We start from the raw sequence: 19,272 nt of genomic DNA on the forward strand, positions 1-19,272 counted from the left end.
GCTTATGGCGAATGACGTGGCTGTAAGACGTAACGCCCCTAGCAAAAGTTTCAGATGCTTAGGACATAGGACAAAGGAGTCAGCCTGTGGCAACACCTGCCAAACGCTCATTGCGTGATCGTCCACCCCTTCAGCGTTGGTTTATTCTGTTTTTGCGCTTCTTGTTAATTATTGTGCTCTTGCTGGTGTTGGCCAGCGGCGGTGGCTATCTCTATTTGCGCCGTTCGTTGCCAACCACCGCAGGAACGCTTACCTTGGCTGGCCTCGCTGCTCCGGTCGATGTGCTGCGCGATCAATATGGCGTGCCGCATATCTACGCCCAAAGCGAAAGCGATGCCCTGATGGCCTTGGGCTATGTTCATGCCCAAGATCGGCTGTGGCAAATGGAATTTCAACGGCGGATCGCCCGTGGCACGCTCTCGGAAGCTTTGGGCGAAACGACGGTCGAAACCGATCGCTTTTTGCGCACGCTGGGGGTTTATCGCGCTGCTGAAAGTGCTTATGCGGCGCTTGATCCGGCAGCTAAAACGATTGTCGATGCCTATGTCAGTGGGATTAACGCCTTTCTAGCGGAGCATAGCGGCGGCCAACTTTCGCCTGAGTTCACCCTAGTTGGAGTCGAGCCTGAGCCATGGGTCGGTGCTGATGTGCTTGGTTGGGCCAAGATGATGTCGTGGGATTTGGGTGGTAATTATTCGACCGAATTGCTGACCATGGAATTGGTTGCCAAATTGGGCAGCGAAAAAACCAGCGATCTTGTGCCCCACTACCCCAGCGATGGCCCATTGATTGTGCCAACCCCAAGTGGTGGTAGCCAAGCTTCTCAATTGTTGGCATTAAGTCGGCGGGTGGAGCAAGGTTTAGGCATCGGTGGTGGCAATATTGCCGGCGTTGGCTCAAACAATTGGGTGATCGGCCCAAGCAAATCAGCCACAGGCAAGCCTTTATTGGCCGACGACCCACACTTGAGCTTTCGCACGCCCTCAATTTGGTATATGGCCGAAGTTCAAGGCGGCGATTTGCACTCGGTTGGCGCGACGATTCCAGGCTTGCCAGGGGTAATTGTTGGCCATAACCAACGCATCGCTTGGGGCGTAACCAATACTGGCCCTGATGTTCAAGATTTGTATCGTGAAACACTTGATCCAACTGGCACCCAAGCAATGTTCAAGGGTAGTTATGAGCCACTAACAATTATCAGCGATACGATTCGAGTCAAAGATAAAGGTAATCTGCCGCTGACGATTCGGGTTAGCCGCCATGGGCCGTTGATTTCTGATGCGCTGAATGCCAATAATGCCGACGACCCTGATGCGCCGCAACGCGAAGCCTTGGCCTTTCGCTGGACGGCCCTCGACCAAACCGATAGCACCATCAATGCCTATTTGGCGATTAACAAAGCCCAAAATTGGCAAGAATTTCAGGCTGGTTTAGCAAGTTATGTTGCGCCAGTTCAGAATTTTGTCTTTGCTGATGTTGATGGCAATATTGGCTACATTGCACCTGGTCATATTCCAATTCGCACCAATGGCGATGGCACAATGCCCGCCGATGGAGCTTCGGGCGATTACGAATGGACGGGCTTTATTCCGTTTGAGCAATTGCCCCAAAGCTACAACCCGCCCCAAGGCTATATTGCGACCGCCAATAATAAAGTGGTGAGTGATAGCTACCCCTATTTTTTGAGCCATGAGTGGGCCACACCATTTCGGGCGCAACGCATTACCAAATTGATTGAGGCCAAACCAACCCTGACAATGGATGATATGGCGGCGATTCAGGCTGATGTACATTCGACCTATGCCGAGGAATTGCTACCAGTACTGCTGAATTTGGTGCAACCAACCAGCGATCAACAACGCCAAGCAATCGCCATGCTGCAAAATTGGAACTACAGCACCGCAGGCGATCAACCAGCCGCTAGCATTTTTGAGGCTTGGACCTACTACCTGACCGTGCCGATGGTTGGCGATGAATTGGGCGAACGCTTACTTGAAACCTATGGTCAGCGCCGCCAACTGATCGATCTGGCGATTCCAGCAATGTTGCAAGACCCTAACAACCCTTGGTGTGACGACGTTACCACGGCCAGCAGCACTGAAAACTGCAATGCAATTGTGACTCAGGCGCTTGACGTGGCGCTCAAAGATTTAAGCTTCCGCATGCAAGATAAACCGATGGAGCAATGGCGTTGGGGCACAATTCACCTTGCCTTGTTCCCGCATAACCCGCTTGATGCAATTGGGCCGTTGCGGGGATTTTTCAGCAAAGCGATTGAAAGTGCTGGCGATGGCAGCACAGTTAATGTTGGTCATGTCGCCGATGGCGAGCCATTTGATCAAGATCGTGGGCCAATTTATCGGCATATTGTTGATTTGGGCGATTTTGCCAACAGCCGCATGATCAACGCGCCAGGCCAAGCGGGCCATTTACTCTCGCCGCACTACGACGATCTGCTCGAACGCTGGCAAAAAGTCGAATACATTCCCATGACCTATGGCCGCGCAGCGGTCAGCGCTGGCGAGGTGGAGATGTTACAATTACAACCCTAGGACATAATTGTAATGGTTCATTACGGTTTGTAATCTATGCCCTCACCCCCTAACCCCCTCTCCCGTACGCGAGGCGAGGGGGAACCGCTCTACCAATGTGCCCCTCTCCCGCCGCAGTGGGAGAGGGGCTGGGGGTGAGGGCATGCTTAACCCAATAAATCAGTGGACATAATTTACAGGCTACTGGTAGATTGCTGCCAGTAGCCAGCAAATTCATGGAAGGTATGATGAGACGAGTTTTTTGTTGGTTAGGATGTTTATTAATTGGATTAAGCTTCGTGCCGAGCCACGCCAGCCCGGTTGCGGCCAAGTATCAAGTGCAGGCCGAATTTCAACAATTTTGGCAGGCGAATGGTGGTGCAGCAGTATTTGGCCAACCAGTTAGCGAAGCGCTATGGTTTGATGGCCAGTTGGTGCAATATTTTGAAAACCAACGTTTGCACTTGGTCAACAATCAAGTTGTGCCTGCCAAGCTTGGCTTAGAGCTATTTCAAGCCAGCCGCCGAACCTGGCAAAACCAACGCCAATATCGGCCAACTAGCCAATGTTTGTGGGTTAAAACAACCGAACGCTCAATCTGCCAGCCGTTTCGTGGCTATTGGCAAGCCAATGGCGAGGCCAGTCGTTTGGGCAATCCAATTACTGAAACGGTTACCGAAACCAACCCATTAACTGGTCAGCAACAGACCATGCAATATTTCGAGCAACAACTGCTGATCAATACCAACCAACAAATCACCCTCAGCCCACTTGGGCGTTGGCAAGCCGATTGGCTGCTGAATGGCACACGCCAAGCTAGCCCAATTCGCGCCAATTTAACTGGCCCTAGCCAACCACTCAAGCCACTCGACCAACTTGAAATTCAAATTGATGTTGGCAACTATAACGGCCCAGCCAACCTACGAATTTTTGATAGCGCTGGCCAGCTTGAAACCAGCCAAACCTTCAATCTAACGGGCCAAAGCCAAACTACCAGATTAAAAGCCCAAGGCGCGTTGGGCCAGCATTACGCCGTCTTGTTGATCGAAGGCAAAGTGGCGGCGATCAATAGCAACATCTATCAACTTGATGCGACCACCAGCGTTCAAACTGGAGTCGCGGCCTACGATACGCTGCCCAACAAAGTGCGCAGCTTTTTACGCAATGACCTATCGATCTATCAATACCAAGGCTATACAATTCGCGGCTATCGTTCGCCCGATAGCTACCTGATTTGGCTGCGCGATCACGTTCATCAAGGCTTGGGCTATCGCTATTTTGAGCAAGATATGACCAGCACGCTGGATTATTTTCGGCGTGAGCAAAAGCCCAATGGAGCTTTCGACGACTATTTTGCCATGCTTGGTGGTGCACCAGTTCAAGGCCGTACCGCCGTCGAGGCCGATTTAGAATATCTGTTTGTGCAGGGTGTGTATCAAGCCTGGCAAGCCACTGGCGATACCAGTTGGATGCTTGAGCAAAAGCCAGCCATGTTACGCGGTATCAACTATAGCCTGAGCGATCCACAACGTTGGAATCCCACGCTACAACTGATTCGCCGCCCCTATACAATTGACACATGGGATTTTGAATATGGTGGGCCGACGATTGCCCCTGATGGCAAAACCTCGCCGCGCCACTGGATCGACGAAAAAACCCGCTTTGGAATTATGCACGGCGATAATACGGGCATGGCTCATGGCTTGTATTTGCTGAGTCAACTTGAAATAACCCAAGCCAATTTTGAGCAAGCTACACAATGGTTGGTTCGGTCGCAACAACTAACCAAGCAGCTAAATCAGGTTGCTTGGAATGGCAAATTCTACACCCATAATGTTTTAGAGCAGCCCTTTGATATTCCTGAACTCGATGAGGCTCGCCAACTATCGCTCTCCAACTCGTATGCGCTCAATCGCTATGGCATGGAAGCCAGCAAGGCCTTGGCAATTATCGACGAATATTATCAACGGCGGGTGGCTGATTCTAGCAATCTATCCTCAGAATGGTTCAGCATTGACCCACCATTTCCTGCCGAGAGTTTTGGCACATTGCCAGGTTGGGGCAACGTGCCAGGCGAATATGTTAATGGTGGGCGGATGCCGCTGGTCGGCGGCGAATTGGCGCGTGGTGCATTTCGCTGGGGTCAGCCAGCCTATGGCTTTGATATTTTGCGCCGCTATGCCCAAATGATCGAAGCCCAAGGCGGCAGCTATTTATGGTATTACCCGGTCGGCAATCCTGGCATCTCCGGCCCCGATACCCTTGCGACCGATGGTTGGGGCAGCACGGCAATGTTGGCAGCGCTAATCGAAGGCGCAGCAGGCATAACCGATCAATCTGCACTCTACCAACAGGCAATGCTCAGCCCGCGTTGGATTGTTGAGCCAGATGTGCAACAAGCCCATGTCACGGCCCGCTATGCTGCTTCGCAAGGCTATGTGAGCTATCGTTGGCAACGCCAAGCACGCGGTTTTCAGCTTGATTTTACAGGCAGCGGTGAACAAGTTACATTACAATTATTGCTGCCTAACGATGCTCCGCAACAAGTTAATTTAACAATCAATGGCCTGCCATCATTCGGCCATGAACGCACCATTGGCCCAAGTCGCTACCTTGAGCTGCGACTGACTAAGGCCACTGGTTCGGTCGTTGTCAGTTGGTAAATAACAAAAACCCTGCTTCCACAATACTGGGAGCAGGGTTTAGGCAAAGAGAACATCGCTATGCATTACGGTAGTGGTTATGCTAAAACGTGGAAGCATCGCTACTCCCACGCTCCGCTCGAAATAATTAATACCTAGTCGCTCACGAGGCTACCAGCATTGACATTGGTCGTTCCACTCGCAGCAGCGTTATTGCCAGCCCAGGTGCTGTAACTACCAGCCCAGGTGCTGTAACTACCAGCCCAGGTGCTGTAACTACCAGCCCAGGTGCTATAACTGCCCGCCCACGTGCTATAGCTACCAGCCCAAGTCAAATAACTACCAGCCCAGGTGCTATAGCTGCCCGCCCACGTGCTGTAGCTGGTCGCAAGGGTTGAGCTATAGGTCGTGGTGCTATCAGTAAAGGTGTTGGTCGCCGCATCATACTCAGTCGAGCCTTGATAGTGGTTACTGGTACCCTCGGGGTTGCTGCTCACAATCAGGTCGGTTGGCAAATCCATACCTGCATTGGCAGCGCCAGTGTTGCTAGCATCGATCACCGCAGTTGGCACAACTTTGCCAGCGCCTTGTTGCCACATGCTGTAAGCGGCTTGTCCATCGGCTAAGGTCGCAAGTTGAGCTGTGCCAGTCAAACGGGCCTTAATTTGGTTATTGGTCAAATTTGGCTCGTCTTGCAACAATAAGGCAACAATCCCACTCACCTCAGCGGCGGCCATCGATGTACCACTCAAGGCATAGTAATTCAGTTGTTGCGAGGTTTTTAGGTCGGCCCATTCGAGTTTGGCGCGTTCGCTAACCAAGCCTGCGGCCCCAGAATTGGCTAACACGCTATCAGCGGGCAAGGGTGCGATTACCCGCGAGCCAGCAATTACAACATCGGGCTTAACAAAGCGACTTTCAGTTGGCCCAGCCGATGAATAGGCCGCCAAACTATCGCTAGCATTTTCGTTGTAGATTGCAGGCCGAATTGCGCCGACGCTGATGATATAGGGTACGTTGGCTGGAGCCATAATTGTAGCTGGATTTGAGCCAGTATTCCCCGCCGCTGCCACTACCGTGATGCCCTCATTCCAAGCGTGCATCACCGCTTGATTCAGCGGATCATACCAATAGGGCGCAATCACTTCGGCTTGCAACGAGAGATTCAACACCCGAATATTGTATTCATCGGCATGCTCAATCACCCAATCAATCGCCGCGATAATCGTGCTATACGAGGCTTGGCCTTGCGAATTTAAGGCCCGAACTACCACATAATTTGCGCCTGGGGCAATCCCAACTTTAGCTCCGCTATAGCCTGCTGGCAAAGCGCGATTGTCGGCTAAAGTGGCAAATACATGAGTCCCATGGCCATATGGGTCGCTGCTATTGGTAATTTGGCTGCTTGCCAACATATCTTTATAAATCAAAAAGCGACTGCCTTGGTTGTAACGAGCAGTCGTGTTATCGATGCGCTGCCAACGCTCAGGTCGTTCGATCGCTGGCAAGCCCGAATCGATCACTGCCACGGTCACGCCGCGCCCATCGATGCCACGCCGTTGTACCACATCAGCGCCGGTTACAATCGAGGGATATTGCAATGGCGCAGGGGTAGCACTTTTTGGGCCTGCCTGTACAGCAATTGGTTGATCAACCGCTACTTGGGCTGAGCTAGCAACTGCTTGATCAGCAAAAACGCGCAGGCCTTGAGCTTGAAGTTGGGCGATTTGTGGTTTAGTTAATTGGGCCACACTGGTTTCAAAGCGGGCAAATTGGCGTTGCACAGTGCCGCCAACTGCCTGAATTGCACTAGCTTGGTTGCTTAGCGAAGCCCCTTGCACCAACATTGATTGGCTGGTGGCGACAGGCTGCGCAATCCCAATTAGGCTTAACAAGAGGCTTGCCAGCAATAAACTGCGAAAAAATCCTCTGCGATGTTCTCTATCCATAGCGCCTCCAAATTGGCATAGTTGCGATGTTTCGAGCGGAATGAGGCTGCTATATCATAGGCTATGCCAGTATTCGACGTTATGGATGGCCATTAGTCCTAGCTTGTACTAGCCCATGGGTGATATCTCCAAGCTCTGTAGTAGCTTTTTCATCAACCATTAAGCTCACTATGCTATAACTTCAACAGCATGATCCATGGCTTACAAGGATACATTGGGTTCTGAGCAGTAGGTTTTTACGCTTCGTACCAATGATTCTATGGTTCATTATTGGATGTGTGCCTACCCCGGATTTCCCTTGAGGGGGTGCTGGGGGATTAAAGCCCCCGGCGTTTCCCGCCTTGAGGCGGGACGGAAGGGTGGTGAATGCCAATAATTGGTTAAAAACCGACCCTTGAAGGGTCTATAAGGAAATTTTGATGATTGACGATCCTTTTGCCGATTTGGTGGCCGTGCCACGTGGCAGCAAAGATATTCCAAATGTCTCGCATGTTGTCTATTCGCGGCGCTGGCAATATCTTGGTGGAGTATTGGGGATGCTGGGGCTGAGCAGTGCTACAGCCTTATTTGCTAGCCAACCACCACGTTGGGCCAAGCCAATGCTTGGTTCGTTACTGGCGGCGGGCGTTACTGCAACCAGCCTTGGAGTTGGCAACATTTGGCGTTTGGCCGTCGAACGGCATACCTTGCGCTTGCCCCGCTGGCTAAGCACGCTCAATGGCTTCAAAATCGCCCATCTCAGCGATTTGCATCTTGGGCCAAACTATAGTCAGCGCGTGCTGCGCCAAGCACTCAACGCAATCAAAGCTTGGCAACCTGAGATCATTTTATTAACTGGCGATTTTGTAAATCGCCCTAGTGATGTTGGCACATTGGAACGCATGCTAACAGGAATTCAAGCACCCTTGGGCGTATATGCCTGCCTTGGCAACCACGATTACTGGGACGACCCGCAACTGATTGCCCGCACGCTCAAAAAGGTTGGAGTAGAGGTGTTGATCAATCAACATCGGGTGGTGCAATGGCGTGAGCAAGCAATTGTGATCGCTGGAGTTGCCGATCCATGGCAGGCCGATGCTGATTTGGCGCAGGCGTTGCATAATGCTCCTACCGCTCCAGTCGTCTTGCTAGCCCATGGTCCCGATTTTGCCGACATTGCTGCTAAGCAGCACGTGGCCTTACAACTTTCCGGACATGCCCATGCTGGTCATATCAATGCGCCGTGGTTGGGGCCGTTGGTTGTGCCACGTTGGGGCGAAAAATACCCACACGGCCAATTTCGCATCGACCAATGTGGGTTGTATGTGAGTCGGGGTTTGGCTGGCCTGCCGATTCGCTTTGGGGCAACGCCTGAAGTTGGCCTATTGACCTTGATCGCAGCCTAAAAATCTTCGTGAACTTCGAGAATCCGTCGGCGCAGCGGATATAAATCAGCGGGACGGCAATGCACATCGCCGATTCGCAGCTGATATTTCAAAAACGCCAACTCAGTAAGTAAATGATGGCGAGTACGCACCGTTTGCAGTGCTCGCCAGCCGCCGCGAACCAAGGCTTCCCATTGGCTTTGTACCCGACGGCGGGTTGAACGCACGGTTTGGTAAGTCGCTTGATCGATAAATCCACAGCGAATTTCCTCAACCAACTCTAGATCGATCCAATAGCGCTCTTTACGCCAAGCGATGATCGCTACCAGTACCACAATTAACACGCCGCCGCTACTGATCAACCATGCGATCAATACACCTGGAAAGCGATAGCTAATCGTCATATTGTGCAGTGCGTGGAACACGACAGCCAAAATTAGGCTCAATGGCTGCATCACAACCACCACCCAACGGCGGCGTTCATAGCGAATCATGCCCAAAGCTACCCCAATGATGCTGGTGTAGAAGGCATGATTAAAGCCAAATAACACCACGCGCAGCCACAGTAATGAAGTAATCGAGCCGCCGCGACTAGCAAAATAAATCGCATTTTCGGTCATGGCAAAGCCAAAACCAATCAATGCGCCATAAATAATGCCATCGAGCACACCATCGAACTCATAGCGAAAGAACATATAAATGCCAAACAATGCCAAGGCTTTGAGGGGTTCTTCGACCAATGGAGCATACCAAACTGGTTGGCTACCACGGTCAAAGCCTAAAGTTGAAGCAGTATTGGGCAATTCAGCCAACAACGCGAGGGCCACGGCAGGCACCGCACCCCATACAAACACTGCTAACAGCAGCGGCCATGGTTCTTTTTCATAGCGATCAAGCCACCACAAAAAGGTCACGTACAGCAGCGTTGGCAATACCGTCAAAACAATTGCAAGCCACATTGATTTTCTCGTTGATTGATTGCGGCGCTCAGCTTGGCCATCAATACGGTATGACCTACTCCGTCACCCATGGTCGGGAATCGGGTTCGGGAATACTTAGCTCAGCGAGACGGGCATTTGTGGGAATCCCATCACTGTCCCATCCATGCAGAGCATAATATTTCGTTAGCAGTGTGTCAAGGGTGGGAATTTGATTGGCGGCGATTCCGCTGGTTAATGGCTGTTGTTGCCAGCGGGTGCTGAGGTCGTCGCTATGGCCCCATTGCAAGGCCAGCAGACGCTCGACTGTGATAATTCGTTCGCCAACTTTGGCTAAATCGGTTGGCGAAACGCTCTTGCCAATATCGGCACTCAGAATCGTCGCCAGTTCTTTGGGGGTAATTTGGTAGGCTAAGGCCGCCAAGCGCCGACAAATTCCAGCGCTATCGAGGCCAGCTACAAAGCGTTCATGCCAGATTAGGCGTTCAGGCTTGCCATTGACCACGCTTGGTTGATGGTCGTCGTTGCCTTTGAGCCATTGAGGAATCGTATCAAGCCACTCGTACCAAGGCATGGCTCCTCGGGCATCGCCACCGATCGAACTGGTCGCCAAGTGCAAGGCCCAACCTTGGGCAGCGCGTGGGTCAAGTGGGCTGATCGTCAAATTATTGGCCAGCGGGGCAAATTGGTCGCTGCCATAAAAAACTTGGCTCATCTCGTATACGCCCAACGAGAGCAACCCTCCAATGCCTTGTTTGGTGGCAATCGCATCGATCGCCGCCAATATCGCCGCTTCATCGCCCCATTGCAAATCGTATTGGCGGGTCAATTCACGCTGGCGACATTCCATCAAAAAGGCAATTGCATTGGCGGTTGCATTGGGATCAAGCCCATAGCGCAAGCAGCGTTGGTTAGCCTCGATAATTGCTGCTGGAGATTGCAACCCGCAGCGTGCCCCAAAACCCACAATCGCCTCGATCTCAGGCCGGGGCTGGTTGGTGGTAGCAAAATCATGGTAGCAAGGTAGTGGGCAGCGTGGGCAACCACGATCATAAATCTCGCCAGCATAATCGCCAGTGGTTGGCATCACGCTTGGCTCAGGATCTTGGCCATTGCGTCCAGTAATCGCTCCATGGTTAGCGGCCAAATCAACATAGTAGCTTGAGCCATAATCGCGAATCGCGGTTGCCAGTGGGTCGCGGTCGATGCGCTCGGTAATTGGCTTAAACGATGAGAGAAAGTTGGCGGTATCGGCAGGCTTGACCATGCGGGTGCCGCGCACCACAATCGCCTTGAGTCGTTTCAAGGCCATCACCATGCCAGTGCCAGCAGGCTCAGCCAAGTAGCGGCCTTCAGATACCAAGGCTGCATAGGGCAACATCTTTTCGCCAGCCTGACCAAGCGTCAAAACTCGCGCATCAGCGCCATGTTCGGCCATCAGGGCATCGTTAATTTGCTGGGTATCAAGGCCATTAAGGTGATTAGCAGGGTAAAGTTCGGCTTGACCATTATCGATTACGGCGTAGAGCCAAGCAGTTGCCTGACCAACCACCCAAATCGCATCAAAGCCAGCGCGTTTGAGCGCCGCGCCCCAATCGCCAACCGCCCAACTATGAATCAGATTTCCAGTCAAGGGTGAACGAGTGGTAGCCACAAAGCCGCCAGTAGCATAGGCCGGAGTGCCAGCCAACACCCCAGGAGCCAACAACAACGGATTATCGGGAGAGCGAACTGCTGTATCGGGGGGAACAAAATGATACATCAAGCCCGCTGTCAGCCCACGTCCACCCAAATATAGCTCGCGAATTGGCGATGGGATGTCAAACGTGGAAGTACTGGCTGTGTCGAGGTTAATGCGTAACGCACGCCCGATAAACGCCATGCGTGGTCTCCTTCCGAAGCTACTACGATGCGTATTGTACAGTAGGTACACAAGTCTAGCAACGCATACCCTGTACGCTTGTCAGCCCGACCGCAGGACTGGCCTAAAACCGCTTCTCTAGTCGTTGTAGGCTGCATGCTAGCGTGTTTCAAGTCGGGCGCTGTTTAATGCTGGCCAGTCGATTTGCACGCCTAAACCTGGCGTTGCCGATGGCTGAATCGTAGCGGTTGCAAAGTTCAATCCAGTTGCCAGATCGTTGGTAATCAATAATGGCCCATCAAGGTCAACAAAATCGGCCAAGCCTGCCAAAGCACAGGCCGCTGAAACCCCGATGCTACTTTCAATCATACACCCAAGCATCACTTGTAAATCATGGGCTCTGGCGGTGGCAATCGCGGCGAGTGCCCCGACGATTCCGCCAGTTTTCATCAACTTAAGGTTTACGCCATCAACGACGCTGGCCCAGCGAGCAACATCGGCAGCAGTTTTAATTGGCTCGTCAGCAAAAATTGGCACGCCATAGTTGGCAGCTTTAAGTTGGGCATAGCCCTCTAAATCATCAACTGCCAAGGGTTGCTCAATCAACTCCACGCCCAGTTCAGCCAGCGCTGGAATCAATTGGGCGGCGGTTTCGCGGCTCCAGCCTGCATTGGCATCGACCCGCAGGCGGCTATTGGGCGCGGCTTCGCGAATTATCGCCACGCTGGCCAAATCGGCGGGGCCACCTAACTTAACCTTGAGCATTGGATAATGCGCCACGGCTAAGGCTTGTTGGCGTAAGGCCTCAGGCGCTTCAATTGGCAAAGTAACTGAGGTTTGCGGGATTTCTAAGCCATTCAAACCTAAAAGATGGCGCAACGAGACACCAAGTTGCTGGCCTAAGCGATCATGCAAGGCTAAATCGACGGCAGCGCGGGCGGCGCGGCTCTCAAAATCGAGCTTGGCCAAGAGCCAATGAATTGCCGCTGGATCATAGCTGCTGGTGATTGTTTCGCGATAGCGCTCCAGCCAAGCCTGAATTTTGGCGGCAGTTTCGCCGTGATACGCCACAGCAGCGGCCTCACCCCAGCCATCATCTAAATTCAACAACACATTCTGGCGGGTATTGCTGGCTCCGTGGGCAATCCGAAAGGTGTTGCGCAAGCGTAGTTCAACCGGATAAATCGCCCATTCCATGGCTATTGCTCCTCGCGAATCCGCCGAATCACCACCAAACCAGGGTTGCCCTGCGCTTGATAGACGTGCGCATGCACTTCATCAATCCGATCAAGCGAGATGCTCCAATTGCGTTGATTTGCATGAATCATCCACTCGTTGTCAAGGGCAATCGAAACATGGTTAATCCGTTCGTGGCGGTAATCTTCGATGTTGCGCAGCACGCCCCAAAATAGCAAATCGCCAGCTGCAACCTGCTCACGGCTGATTAAACGGCCAATTTGCGATTGTTGATCAGCGTCACGCGGCAATTGCACGCCCAGCCAACGATAAGCAGCTTGGGCCAAACCTGAGCAATCGAAGCCAAAACTGGTCGTGCCACCCCATAAATAGGGCACGCCAATCAATTGGCGAATTGCCTGCAACATATCCTCGATGCCAGCGCTATCAACCGAACACAAATCTTCAACTGGAGTTAATGAATCGGCTTCGAGCCAGCCTGGCACGCCCGCAGGTGAGCGCATAAAGGCTTTGCCATCACGAAATTCATCAATTTCGAGCCGAATGCCCCATGGCAACAAGCCAATTTGGTCGCCCTCTAAGCCCCACAATGGCAACCAACGGCTGGTAACAACATGGGTTGCCGCACTCCGATAGGTGCTTGGTTGATCGTGTAGCACGACACCATTGCGCCGTACCCAGCCCAAATAACCATCGCTGGTAATTACTTGTAACCATTCATGATCATGGGCGAGCACCTCTAAGCCTTCACCAAAACTGGCTTCAGTTACCAATTCTGAATCACGAGTGGCCTGCCAGCGCACATCGAGCACCCCAAACACCACGGTTGCAAAACCATGCTCAGGCTGTTCGCGCAGTACAATCAATTCATCGCGCACATTCGGCAACAATGCTAATAACGCCGCATGCTGGCTGCGATCCAACACCCGACCACGGAGCACCGTACCATTGTCTTCTTCGACGTGGGCAGCTAAAATCGTCATACGCCGACGATCAAATTGGGCTGCATACTGATCAATCGTGGTTTGAAGTGGATGCATCGTTCACGTCCTCTGCTAGCATGAAACCTTGAGTGGTGAAAAAGTGGGCCTGTGAACTATTGGCTAAAACGTCTACCTGAACTTGTGGATAACGCGCTTGGGCTAAGCCATTCAGCGCAGCGCTCAGCAACACTGATTCAAATTGTTGATCTTGAAAGGCTTGGGCCACCGCCAATTGCAAAATCTTAACCGTACTGGCCTGTTTGACCACAACGATTGCTCCGAGCAAACCGCTACGGGTTTCAATTGCAAATGAGCAAGCATCTAATAAACGACCATATTCGCCTTGCAAGGCCGCAAAGGCCCAGTCGATTGTGGCCGAGAGCGTTGGAGTTGGGTCATTCGGCAGTGGCACGCCAGCAGCATGCAATAGACGACCTAAATCAACCCCATCGTCGATACTCAGGTAGCGCAGTGGGTAGGGGGAATCAAGCACCCCTAGGCGAGTTGCCATGTGTAAGGTTTGCCAATGATCCATGGGGTATCCTTTGAGATCGTGATTAATGGGTATGCTACCATATTTTTGGGCAATCCGAACGATCCCCCACTCCACCAAGAGTCCTAGCTCGATAATCCGACTAAAGACTGAGTGATCGCTACTTGACGGCCTGCAAGCGGCTATGCTATTCTAGGCCTGTTCGAAATCAATTCTGCTATTTTCTTAGATGGAGGCTGCATGATGATCAACTTGATCAACAATCCAGTGCGCACTGCAAGTGATGCAGGCACCCATGCGCCCATCTACCTCGTGCTTCTCTCCTAAAGCGATTCGCTAATAAGCACCGAGGGCCGTGGGCGTGATATCAACAACGCTCACGGCTCTTGTTTTCTACGGCTGTGGACCTGCCTTTCTATGATGGGCCGTGAGCATTCTTTCAAGCAAGATACTCATGGTCTATTATGTTTGTTTAGGAGGCTCCTAGTGTTAATGCTCGACCGCGATGGAACCGTCCTGTGTGTAGAAAAGCCCAAGCCCAAGCCCAACTCGATGAAACGGGCTTATGCCGAGTTGCCCCACGAACCAGATCAAGATCAAACCAGCCGCATTGGCCGCTTGGTAGATCTGGCCTTCGATCAACTAGGCTTTCGGCGCTTGGAATTACACGTTAGCGACGACCACGCCAGCAAACGTCGATAAATCCTCCTCAATGAAGAGAGAGAGTTGATCGATCCCATCTATCGCATATCATGGAATTGCTAATAGCAATTGACCAGTTCGTGCAACCCTTGGATGGAGTATCCCAATGCAGCAAGCACCTGCTTTAGTGGTAGCAAATATTTATAAACAATTTGGCGCGAGTGAAGTCAAACATTGGCTCACTCGTCGCCCTCGTCCTAACCCCAAGCCACCAGTCGTCGCGGTTGATCACGTCAGCCTCGATGTGGCCGAGGGCGAGATTTTTGGCTTATTGGGAGCCAACGGCTCGGGCAAATCAACCTTGATTCGCTTGATCTCAACCTTACTCATTCCCGATTCGGGCAAGATTCAGGTTTTTGGCCTCGATGTACGCAACGATGAAAAAGCGGTCAAACGCTTAATCAATCGAGTTAGCGTTGAGGCTTCGTTTTTTAAGAAATTGAGCGCCTTAGAAAACTTAATGTATGCCGCCCGTTTGTATGATCTCAAGCCAGCCTATGCTCGTGCCGAATGTGTGCGCATTTTGGCGGCGCTGGGCTTGAAGGAAAAACGCTTGTATGAGCCGCTGGAAAATATGTCACGTGGTATGCAGCAAAAAGTTGCGATCGCCCGTGGCCTCTTGACCAAACCACGGCTGTTGCTACTCGATGAGCCAACGACTGGGCTCGACCCACGTTCGCGCTCGGATGTGCAGCGTTTTGTGCGGCGTTTGCGCGATGAATCGGGCACAACCGTCTTTTTGACCACCCACGACATGGACGAAGCCGATCGGCTTTGCGACCGCATCGCGATTATCGATGCTGGCAAAATTGTGGCCTTGGATACCCCGCAAGGTCTCAAAGATCGCATTGGTCAGCAAATCGGCAAGCCCAACGCTACGATGGAAGACGTTTTTATGACTCTCACAGGCCGATCGTTGGCCGACGAAGATTTTATGGACGAAGACACCGACTATATGGAGCATCATCATGAAGACCAAGCTGAACACAGCATCGAAGGAGCGTGAATGAACGGAACAATTATGCGTGCCCAAAGTGGCTTTTTCTGGGTAAAACTCGACGAGACAGGCGAAACGTTACGCTGCACCCTGCGCGGGCGGCTCAAAAAAACCAAACAATATAGCGATCTCGCGACGCTCGGCGATTTTGTGCGAATCACGCCAACCATTCCCAACGAGGGCGTGGTCGAAGAGATTTACCCACGGCGCAGCAAGCTTGCCCGTACAGCCATCAAGGGCGCACATTTTGAACAAGTGATTGTTGCTAATTTAGATATTGTGCTAATTACCTTTGCGGTAGCCCACCCTGAGCCACATGTGCGCATGATCGATCGCTTTTTGGTGATTGCTGAGGCCAATAACCTTGATGTAGCGATCATTGCTAATAAATGCGATTTAGCTGGCGATAGCCTAAAACAGGTTTTCAGCATCTATGAGCAAATTGGCTATCCGGTGTTTTACACCAGCGTTAGCACTGGCCAAGGCATCGAGCAAGTTCAAGAGATAATTCATAATAAAATTTCGGCCTTTACTGGCCCTTCAGGGGTCGGCAAATCGAGCTTGCTTAATGCGATTCAGCCAGGCCTCAATTTACGCACTGGCGATGTCAGCGATGCAGTGCATAAAGGCCAGCATACCACCGTAGCCGGCGAATTGGTGCCGTTGCATGCTGGTGGTTTTGTGGCCGATACTCCAGGGATTCGTGAGCTGGGGCTGTATCAAATGGAGCCAGATGAGCTTGAATGGTGCTTCCGCGAGTTCCGGCCATTTATTGATCAATGTGGGTTTAGCGATTGCACCCATACGCACGAGCCAGAATGTGCAGTCTTGACCGCAGTTGAAGCTGGCCAAATCAGCAGTGCACGCCATCAAAGCTACCAGAAATTACGCGACCACACCGCTGAACAAAGTGCTAGTCAACGCTTTTAAGTTCCCTCGCCCCTTGCCCACCCAGCAGGCGAGGCGAATTGCCAAACGAAAAAAGCCCCTCTCCCGCGTTCAGTGGGAGAGGGGTTGGGGTGAGGGAATATTAGCGCCGATTGTTGTTTTCGGTCGAACGGGCAATCGATGGGCCAGGGGTATGTGATGGCGGCCCAGCAACTTCACGGGCTGATGGTGGCGCTTGCTCTTGCTTGGCGGCATAATCCGCTGCAAAGGCTGCCAAGGTTGCATCAGGCTCGTAGAAGAAATCAAGATTATTGCCATCCTTGGCTTCTTCTTCGGAAACCACAATTTGGACTTTTGCCCCGCTAGGAATTCCGCCCGAAGCCAGCAAATCGGCCAACGGAGCATCGATATCCTTCATCAAACGGGAGCGCAACGGGCGAGCGCCAAAACGTGGGTCGAAACCACGGCGCAGAATATAATCGCGAGCTTCCTCGTTTAAGCTAATTTCCACGCCATGGCGACGATATTGCTCATTCGATTCGGCAACCATGCGATCAAGTACTTGACGTAATGTATCGCTACTTAATGGCCGGAAAGCGATAATTTCATCGATCCGGTTGATCCATTCAGGGCTAAAGACCTTTTGCAGCGATTCAAAGCCGATTTGATAAATTTGTTGGCCAGTCGATTCGACGACGCGATTGGGTGTGCGGAAACCAATGGTGCGTTGCGAGACATAATTTGCCATTTCCTGAGCGCCAACATTCGTGGTCATGATAACAATAGCGCGATGGAATGAAACTTTGCGCCCACCGTTGAGCAAGGTAATCTCGCCATCTTCCATGATTTGCAGCAACAAATTCCAAAGCTCGGATGTGGCTTTTTCAATTTCGTCAAACAAGATCACCGCATTTTCTTGCTCGATTAACTCAGGGTCGAGCAAGGGCTTTTGATCGCGTCCGACGTAGGAGGGAGGAGCGCCAAGCAACGCCGAAACTTCGTGGCCTTGGCTAAACAGCGAACAATCGAGCTTGAGAAACCCACCGCCTTGCGGATGTAAAAATGCAGCTAAACGCTTAGCACATTCACTTTTACCAACGCCGGTTGGCCCAAGAAACAGCAAGGTTGCGCGTGGACGCTGCTGACTACCAGCACTAAAGCCAAAGCGAGCACGATTCAAGGCGCGAATTAAACTTTCGATCGCGCGATTTTGGCCAAAGACACTAGTGCGTAATTCTTGTTCAACGGCATCGAGTGGGTTTTTATCACCGCGCACCGCTCGTTGCATGGAACCGCTGATCGGTGTTTTTTGCTGTTCATCCATACTTTACCTCCAAGACAGATACGGCAACCATGGCAAAACCCGTGAGACTATTGTATCCCACGGGTTTTTGCTGAGTCAAGGATGCTTAGTACTGTTTTTTAGGGTGCTACAGGGATGGTATTTAATACCGCAGGGTTGATAGTTAGGATCTGACCAACGACCCATCCTTCACTACCATTTGGTAACTTGATTTTGAACCAAGCACTATCGCTGCTGCGGTTGATCAGCGAGACATTTACCCCAGCATCAACTTGGGTCAAAACATCGCCGCCAGGTGCTGAGCGCACATTGCCACCATTGAAGGCTACGGCAAATGGGGCATCGCCGCTGACAGGGGTAATTTTGTTGACTTCAGTCGCAGGTAAGTCGATTGTACTGCTATTGAGCCAGCCCGATTGGCCACTTTGGCTGATGGCCACCAAATACCAAACTTCGCCATTAACTGGCATCTTGACGACAATCCGCGCAATTTCGCCAGCAGTTACGTTGCCACGTTGGTTGGCTGGGCCAAACGGCGTGGTGTACACAATGCCTGGGCGGCTGATCACCACATTATCCAAGGGTACTGGCACGCCACCAGGCGCAGCGGTTGGTTGGACTGGGGTAACTTGGGTTACTGGAGTTGAGCCATCAGCAGGTGTTGGCACCATCGTGCCTGAAATTGGATCGGTGGTAGTAGTTGGGGTTACATCGATCGGAGTTACCGCAGTATCGCCCAAGAAGCGATCAAGTGCATCGCCCTTGATTTCAATCGCTTCGTCGGCAGTTGCCAAAGTAATACCATCGGCACTAGCAACCGTCACCTGAACGGTATATTCCGACGATTTGCGGCCATCTTCGTGGCCTTCCATCTCAGGAATAATCAAGCGAGCCTTGCCGCCACTGATAGTTGTGGTCATCGCATCGGTTTCAAAAAACTCAAATGGGCGGCCATCTTCCAATAAGATCGCTCCCACTTGGCTGTTATCAGGGGCATCTGTGGTAATTGAGATTTGAGCCGTCAATTTGCCATCACTCACAATCATGCTGGCACGATCGATCGTCAAGGCTGTGGTTGGAACTTGGGTTGGCACAAGATCCTCTTCGCCGCCACTTTGGCCCCAAACAGCATAGGCGATTGCAGCCAAAACTAGGAACAATACCACCACAACCAAAATGATCCCTAGCCCACCACCTTTTTTTGGTTCTTCGGGGGTTGGCAACGACGTATAGTCAGTTGGAACATAATCAGCAGGCAACGAAAGTTGATCGGGGACTTTTTTGCGCCGTAACTGCCAAACAGTCGTTGGCTGAGAACGTGGTGTTAAGGCAACTTGAGACATTCGGCTCGCCTCCCCCACGAAGTGTGGGTTACTAAAAAATGCAAAGTTATCGCTTTAGGGCGTATTATAGCGAGGAGAGAT

Annotated in this window: 14 protein-coding genes; 6 read left to right on the forward strand and 8 right to left on the reverse strand. The window is 51.8% G+C overall.

The features are described from left to right. Positions 1–86: 86 nt before the first annotated feature. Positions 87–2,552 (forward strand): penicillin acylase family protein, encoded by a 2,466-nt coding sequence (locus ABEB26_RS17620; protein WP_345723352.1) that lies wholly within the window; start codon positions 87–89, stop codon positions 2,550–2,552. A gap of 224 nt (positions 2,553–2,776) precedes the next feature. Then, positions 2,777–5,194 carry a hypothetical protein gene (locus ABEB26_RS17625; protein ID WP_345723353.1) on the forward strand — a complete coding sequence of 806 codons (2,418 nt, stop codon included), beginning with the start codon at positions 2,777–2,779 and terminating at the stop codon, positions 5,192–5,194. A gap of 134 nt (positions 5,195–5,328) precedes the next feature. Here ABEB26_RS17625 and ABEB26_RS17630 read toward each other — a convergent pair whose 3' ends face one another. Beyond that, the gene (locus ABEB26_RS17630; protein WP_345723354.1) at positions 5,329–7,122 is read right to left on the reverse strand and encodes a S8 family peptidase; all 1,794 of its coding nucleotides are present in this window, start codon (positions 7,120–7,122) and stop codon (positions 5,329–5,331) included. Between the two features lie 419 nt (positions 7,123–7,541). On the opposite strand from ABEB26_RS17630, the gene ABEB26_RS17635 reads away from it, so the two are divergent. Then, a complete protein-coding gene (locus ABEB26_RS17635) occupies positions 7,542–8,507 on the forward strand; it encodes a metallophosphoesterase (protein ID WP_345723355.1) in 966 nt (321 codons plus the stop codon). Here ABEB26_RS17635 and ABEB26_RS17640 read toward each other — a convergent pair. From ABEB26_RS17640 to ABEB26_RS17660, 5 genes are all read right to left on the reverse strand, one after another. Beyond that, complete coding sequence (locus ABEB26_RS17640) at positions 8,504–9,445, reverse strand: PrsW family intramembrane metalloprotease (RefSeq protein WP_345723356.1); 942 nt, start codon at positions 9,443–9,445, stop codon at positions 8,504–8,506. The genes ABEB26_RS17635 and ABEB26_RS17640 overlap by 4 nt on opposite strands. A gap of 55 nt (positions 9,446–9,500) precedes the next feature. Continuing rightward, on the reverse strand, positions 9,501–11,306 hold the full coding sequence (locus ABEB26_RS17645) for an aldehyde ferredoxin oxidoreductase family protein (protein ID WP_345723357.1): 1,806 nt from the start codon (positions 11,304–11,306) through the stop codon (positions 9,501–9,503). A gap of 138 nt (positions 11,307–11,444) precedes the next feature. After that, positions 11,445–12,482 (reverse strand): dipeptide epimerase, encoded by a 1,038-nt coding sequence (locus tag ABEB26_RS17650; protein ID WP_345723358.1) that lies wholly within the window; start codon positions 12,480–12,482, stop codon positions 11,445–11,447. A gap of 2 nt (positions 12,483–12,484) precedes the next feature. After that, a complete protein-coding gene (locus tag ABEB26_RS17655) occupies positions 12,485–13,522 on the reverse strand; it encodes a C40 family peptidase (protein ID WP_345723359.1) in 1,038 nt (345 codons plus the stop codon). Further along, positions 13,497–14,000, reverse strand: coding sequence for a hypothetical protein (locus ABEB26_RS17660; protein WP_345723360.1), 504 nt, complete (start codon positions 13,998–14,000; stop codon positions 13,497–13,499). Before ABEB26_RS17660 ends, ABEB26_RS17655 begins: the two co-directional genes overlap by 26 nt. A gap of 444 nt (positions 14,001–14,444) precedes the next feature. On the opposite strand from ABEB26_RS17660, the gene ABEB26_RS17665 reads away from it, so the two are divergent. The 3 genes from ABEB26_RS17665 to rsgA all read left to right on the forward strand — a co-directional run bounded on the left by ABEB26_RS17665 (position 14,445) and on the right by rsgA (position 16,587). Next, positions 14,445–14,660 (forward strand): hypothetical protein, encoded by a 216-nt coding sequence (locus ABEB26_RS17665; protein WP_041304678.1) that lies wholly within the window; start codon positions 14,445–14,447, stop codon positions 14,658–14,660. A 106-nt stretch (positions 14,661–14,766) separates the two neighbouring features. Continuing rightward, positions 14,767–15,666, forward strand: a complete 900-nt coding sequence (locus tag ABEB26_RS17670) for an ABC transporter ATP-binding protein (protein ID WP_345723361.1) — start codon at positions 14,767–14,769, stop codon at positions 15,664–15,666. Then, positions 15,667–16,587 carry a ribosome small subunit-dependent GTPase A gene (rsgA, locus tag ABEB26_RS17675; RefSeq protein ID WP_345723362.1) on the forward strand — a complete coding sequence of 307 codons (921 nt, stop codon included), beginning with the start codon at positions 15,667–15,669 and terminating at the stop codon, positions 16,585–16,587. A 100-nt stretch (positions 16,588–16,687) separates the two neighbouring features. Here the strand turns inward: rsgA and ABEB26_RS17680 are convergent, their stop codons facing one another. After that, positions 16,688–17,869, reverse strand: coding sequence for an AAA family ATPase (locus ABEB26_RS17680; RefSeq protein ID WP_012191127.1), 1,182 nt, complete (start codon positions 17,867–17,869; stop codon positions 16,688–16,690). A 98-nt stretch (positions 17,870–17,967) separates the two neighbouring features. After that, positions 17,968–19,191 (reverse strand): SH3 domain-containing protein, encoded by a 1,224-nt coding sequence (locus ABEB26_RS17685; protein WP_345723363.1) that lies wholly within the window; start codon positions 19,189–19,191, stop codon positions 17,968–17,970. Between the last annotated feature and the right edge of the window lie 81 nt (positions 19,192–19,272).

It is taken from the genome of Herpetosiphon gulosus, assembly GCF_039545135.1.
Classification (GTDB): Bacteria; Chloroflexota; Chloroflexia; order Chloroflexales; family Herpetosiphonaceae; genus Herpetosiphon; species Herpetosiphon gulosus.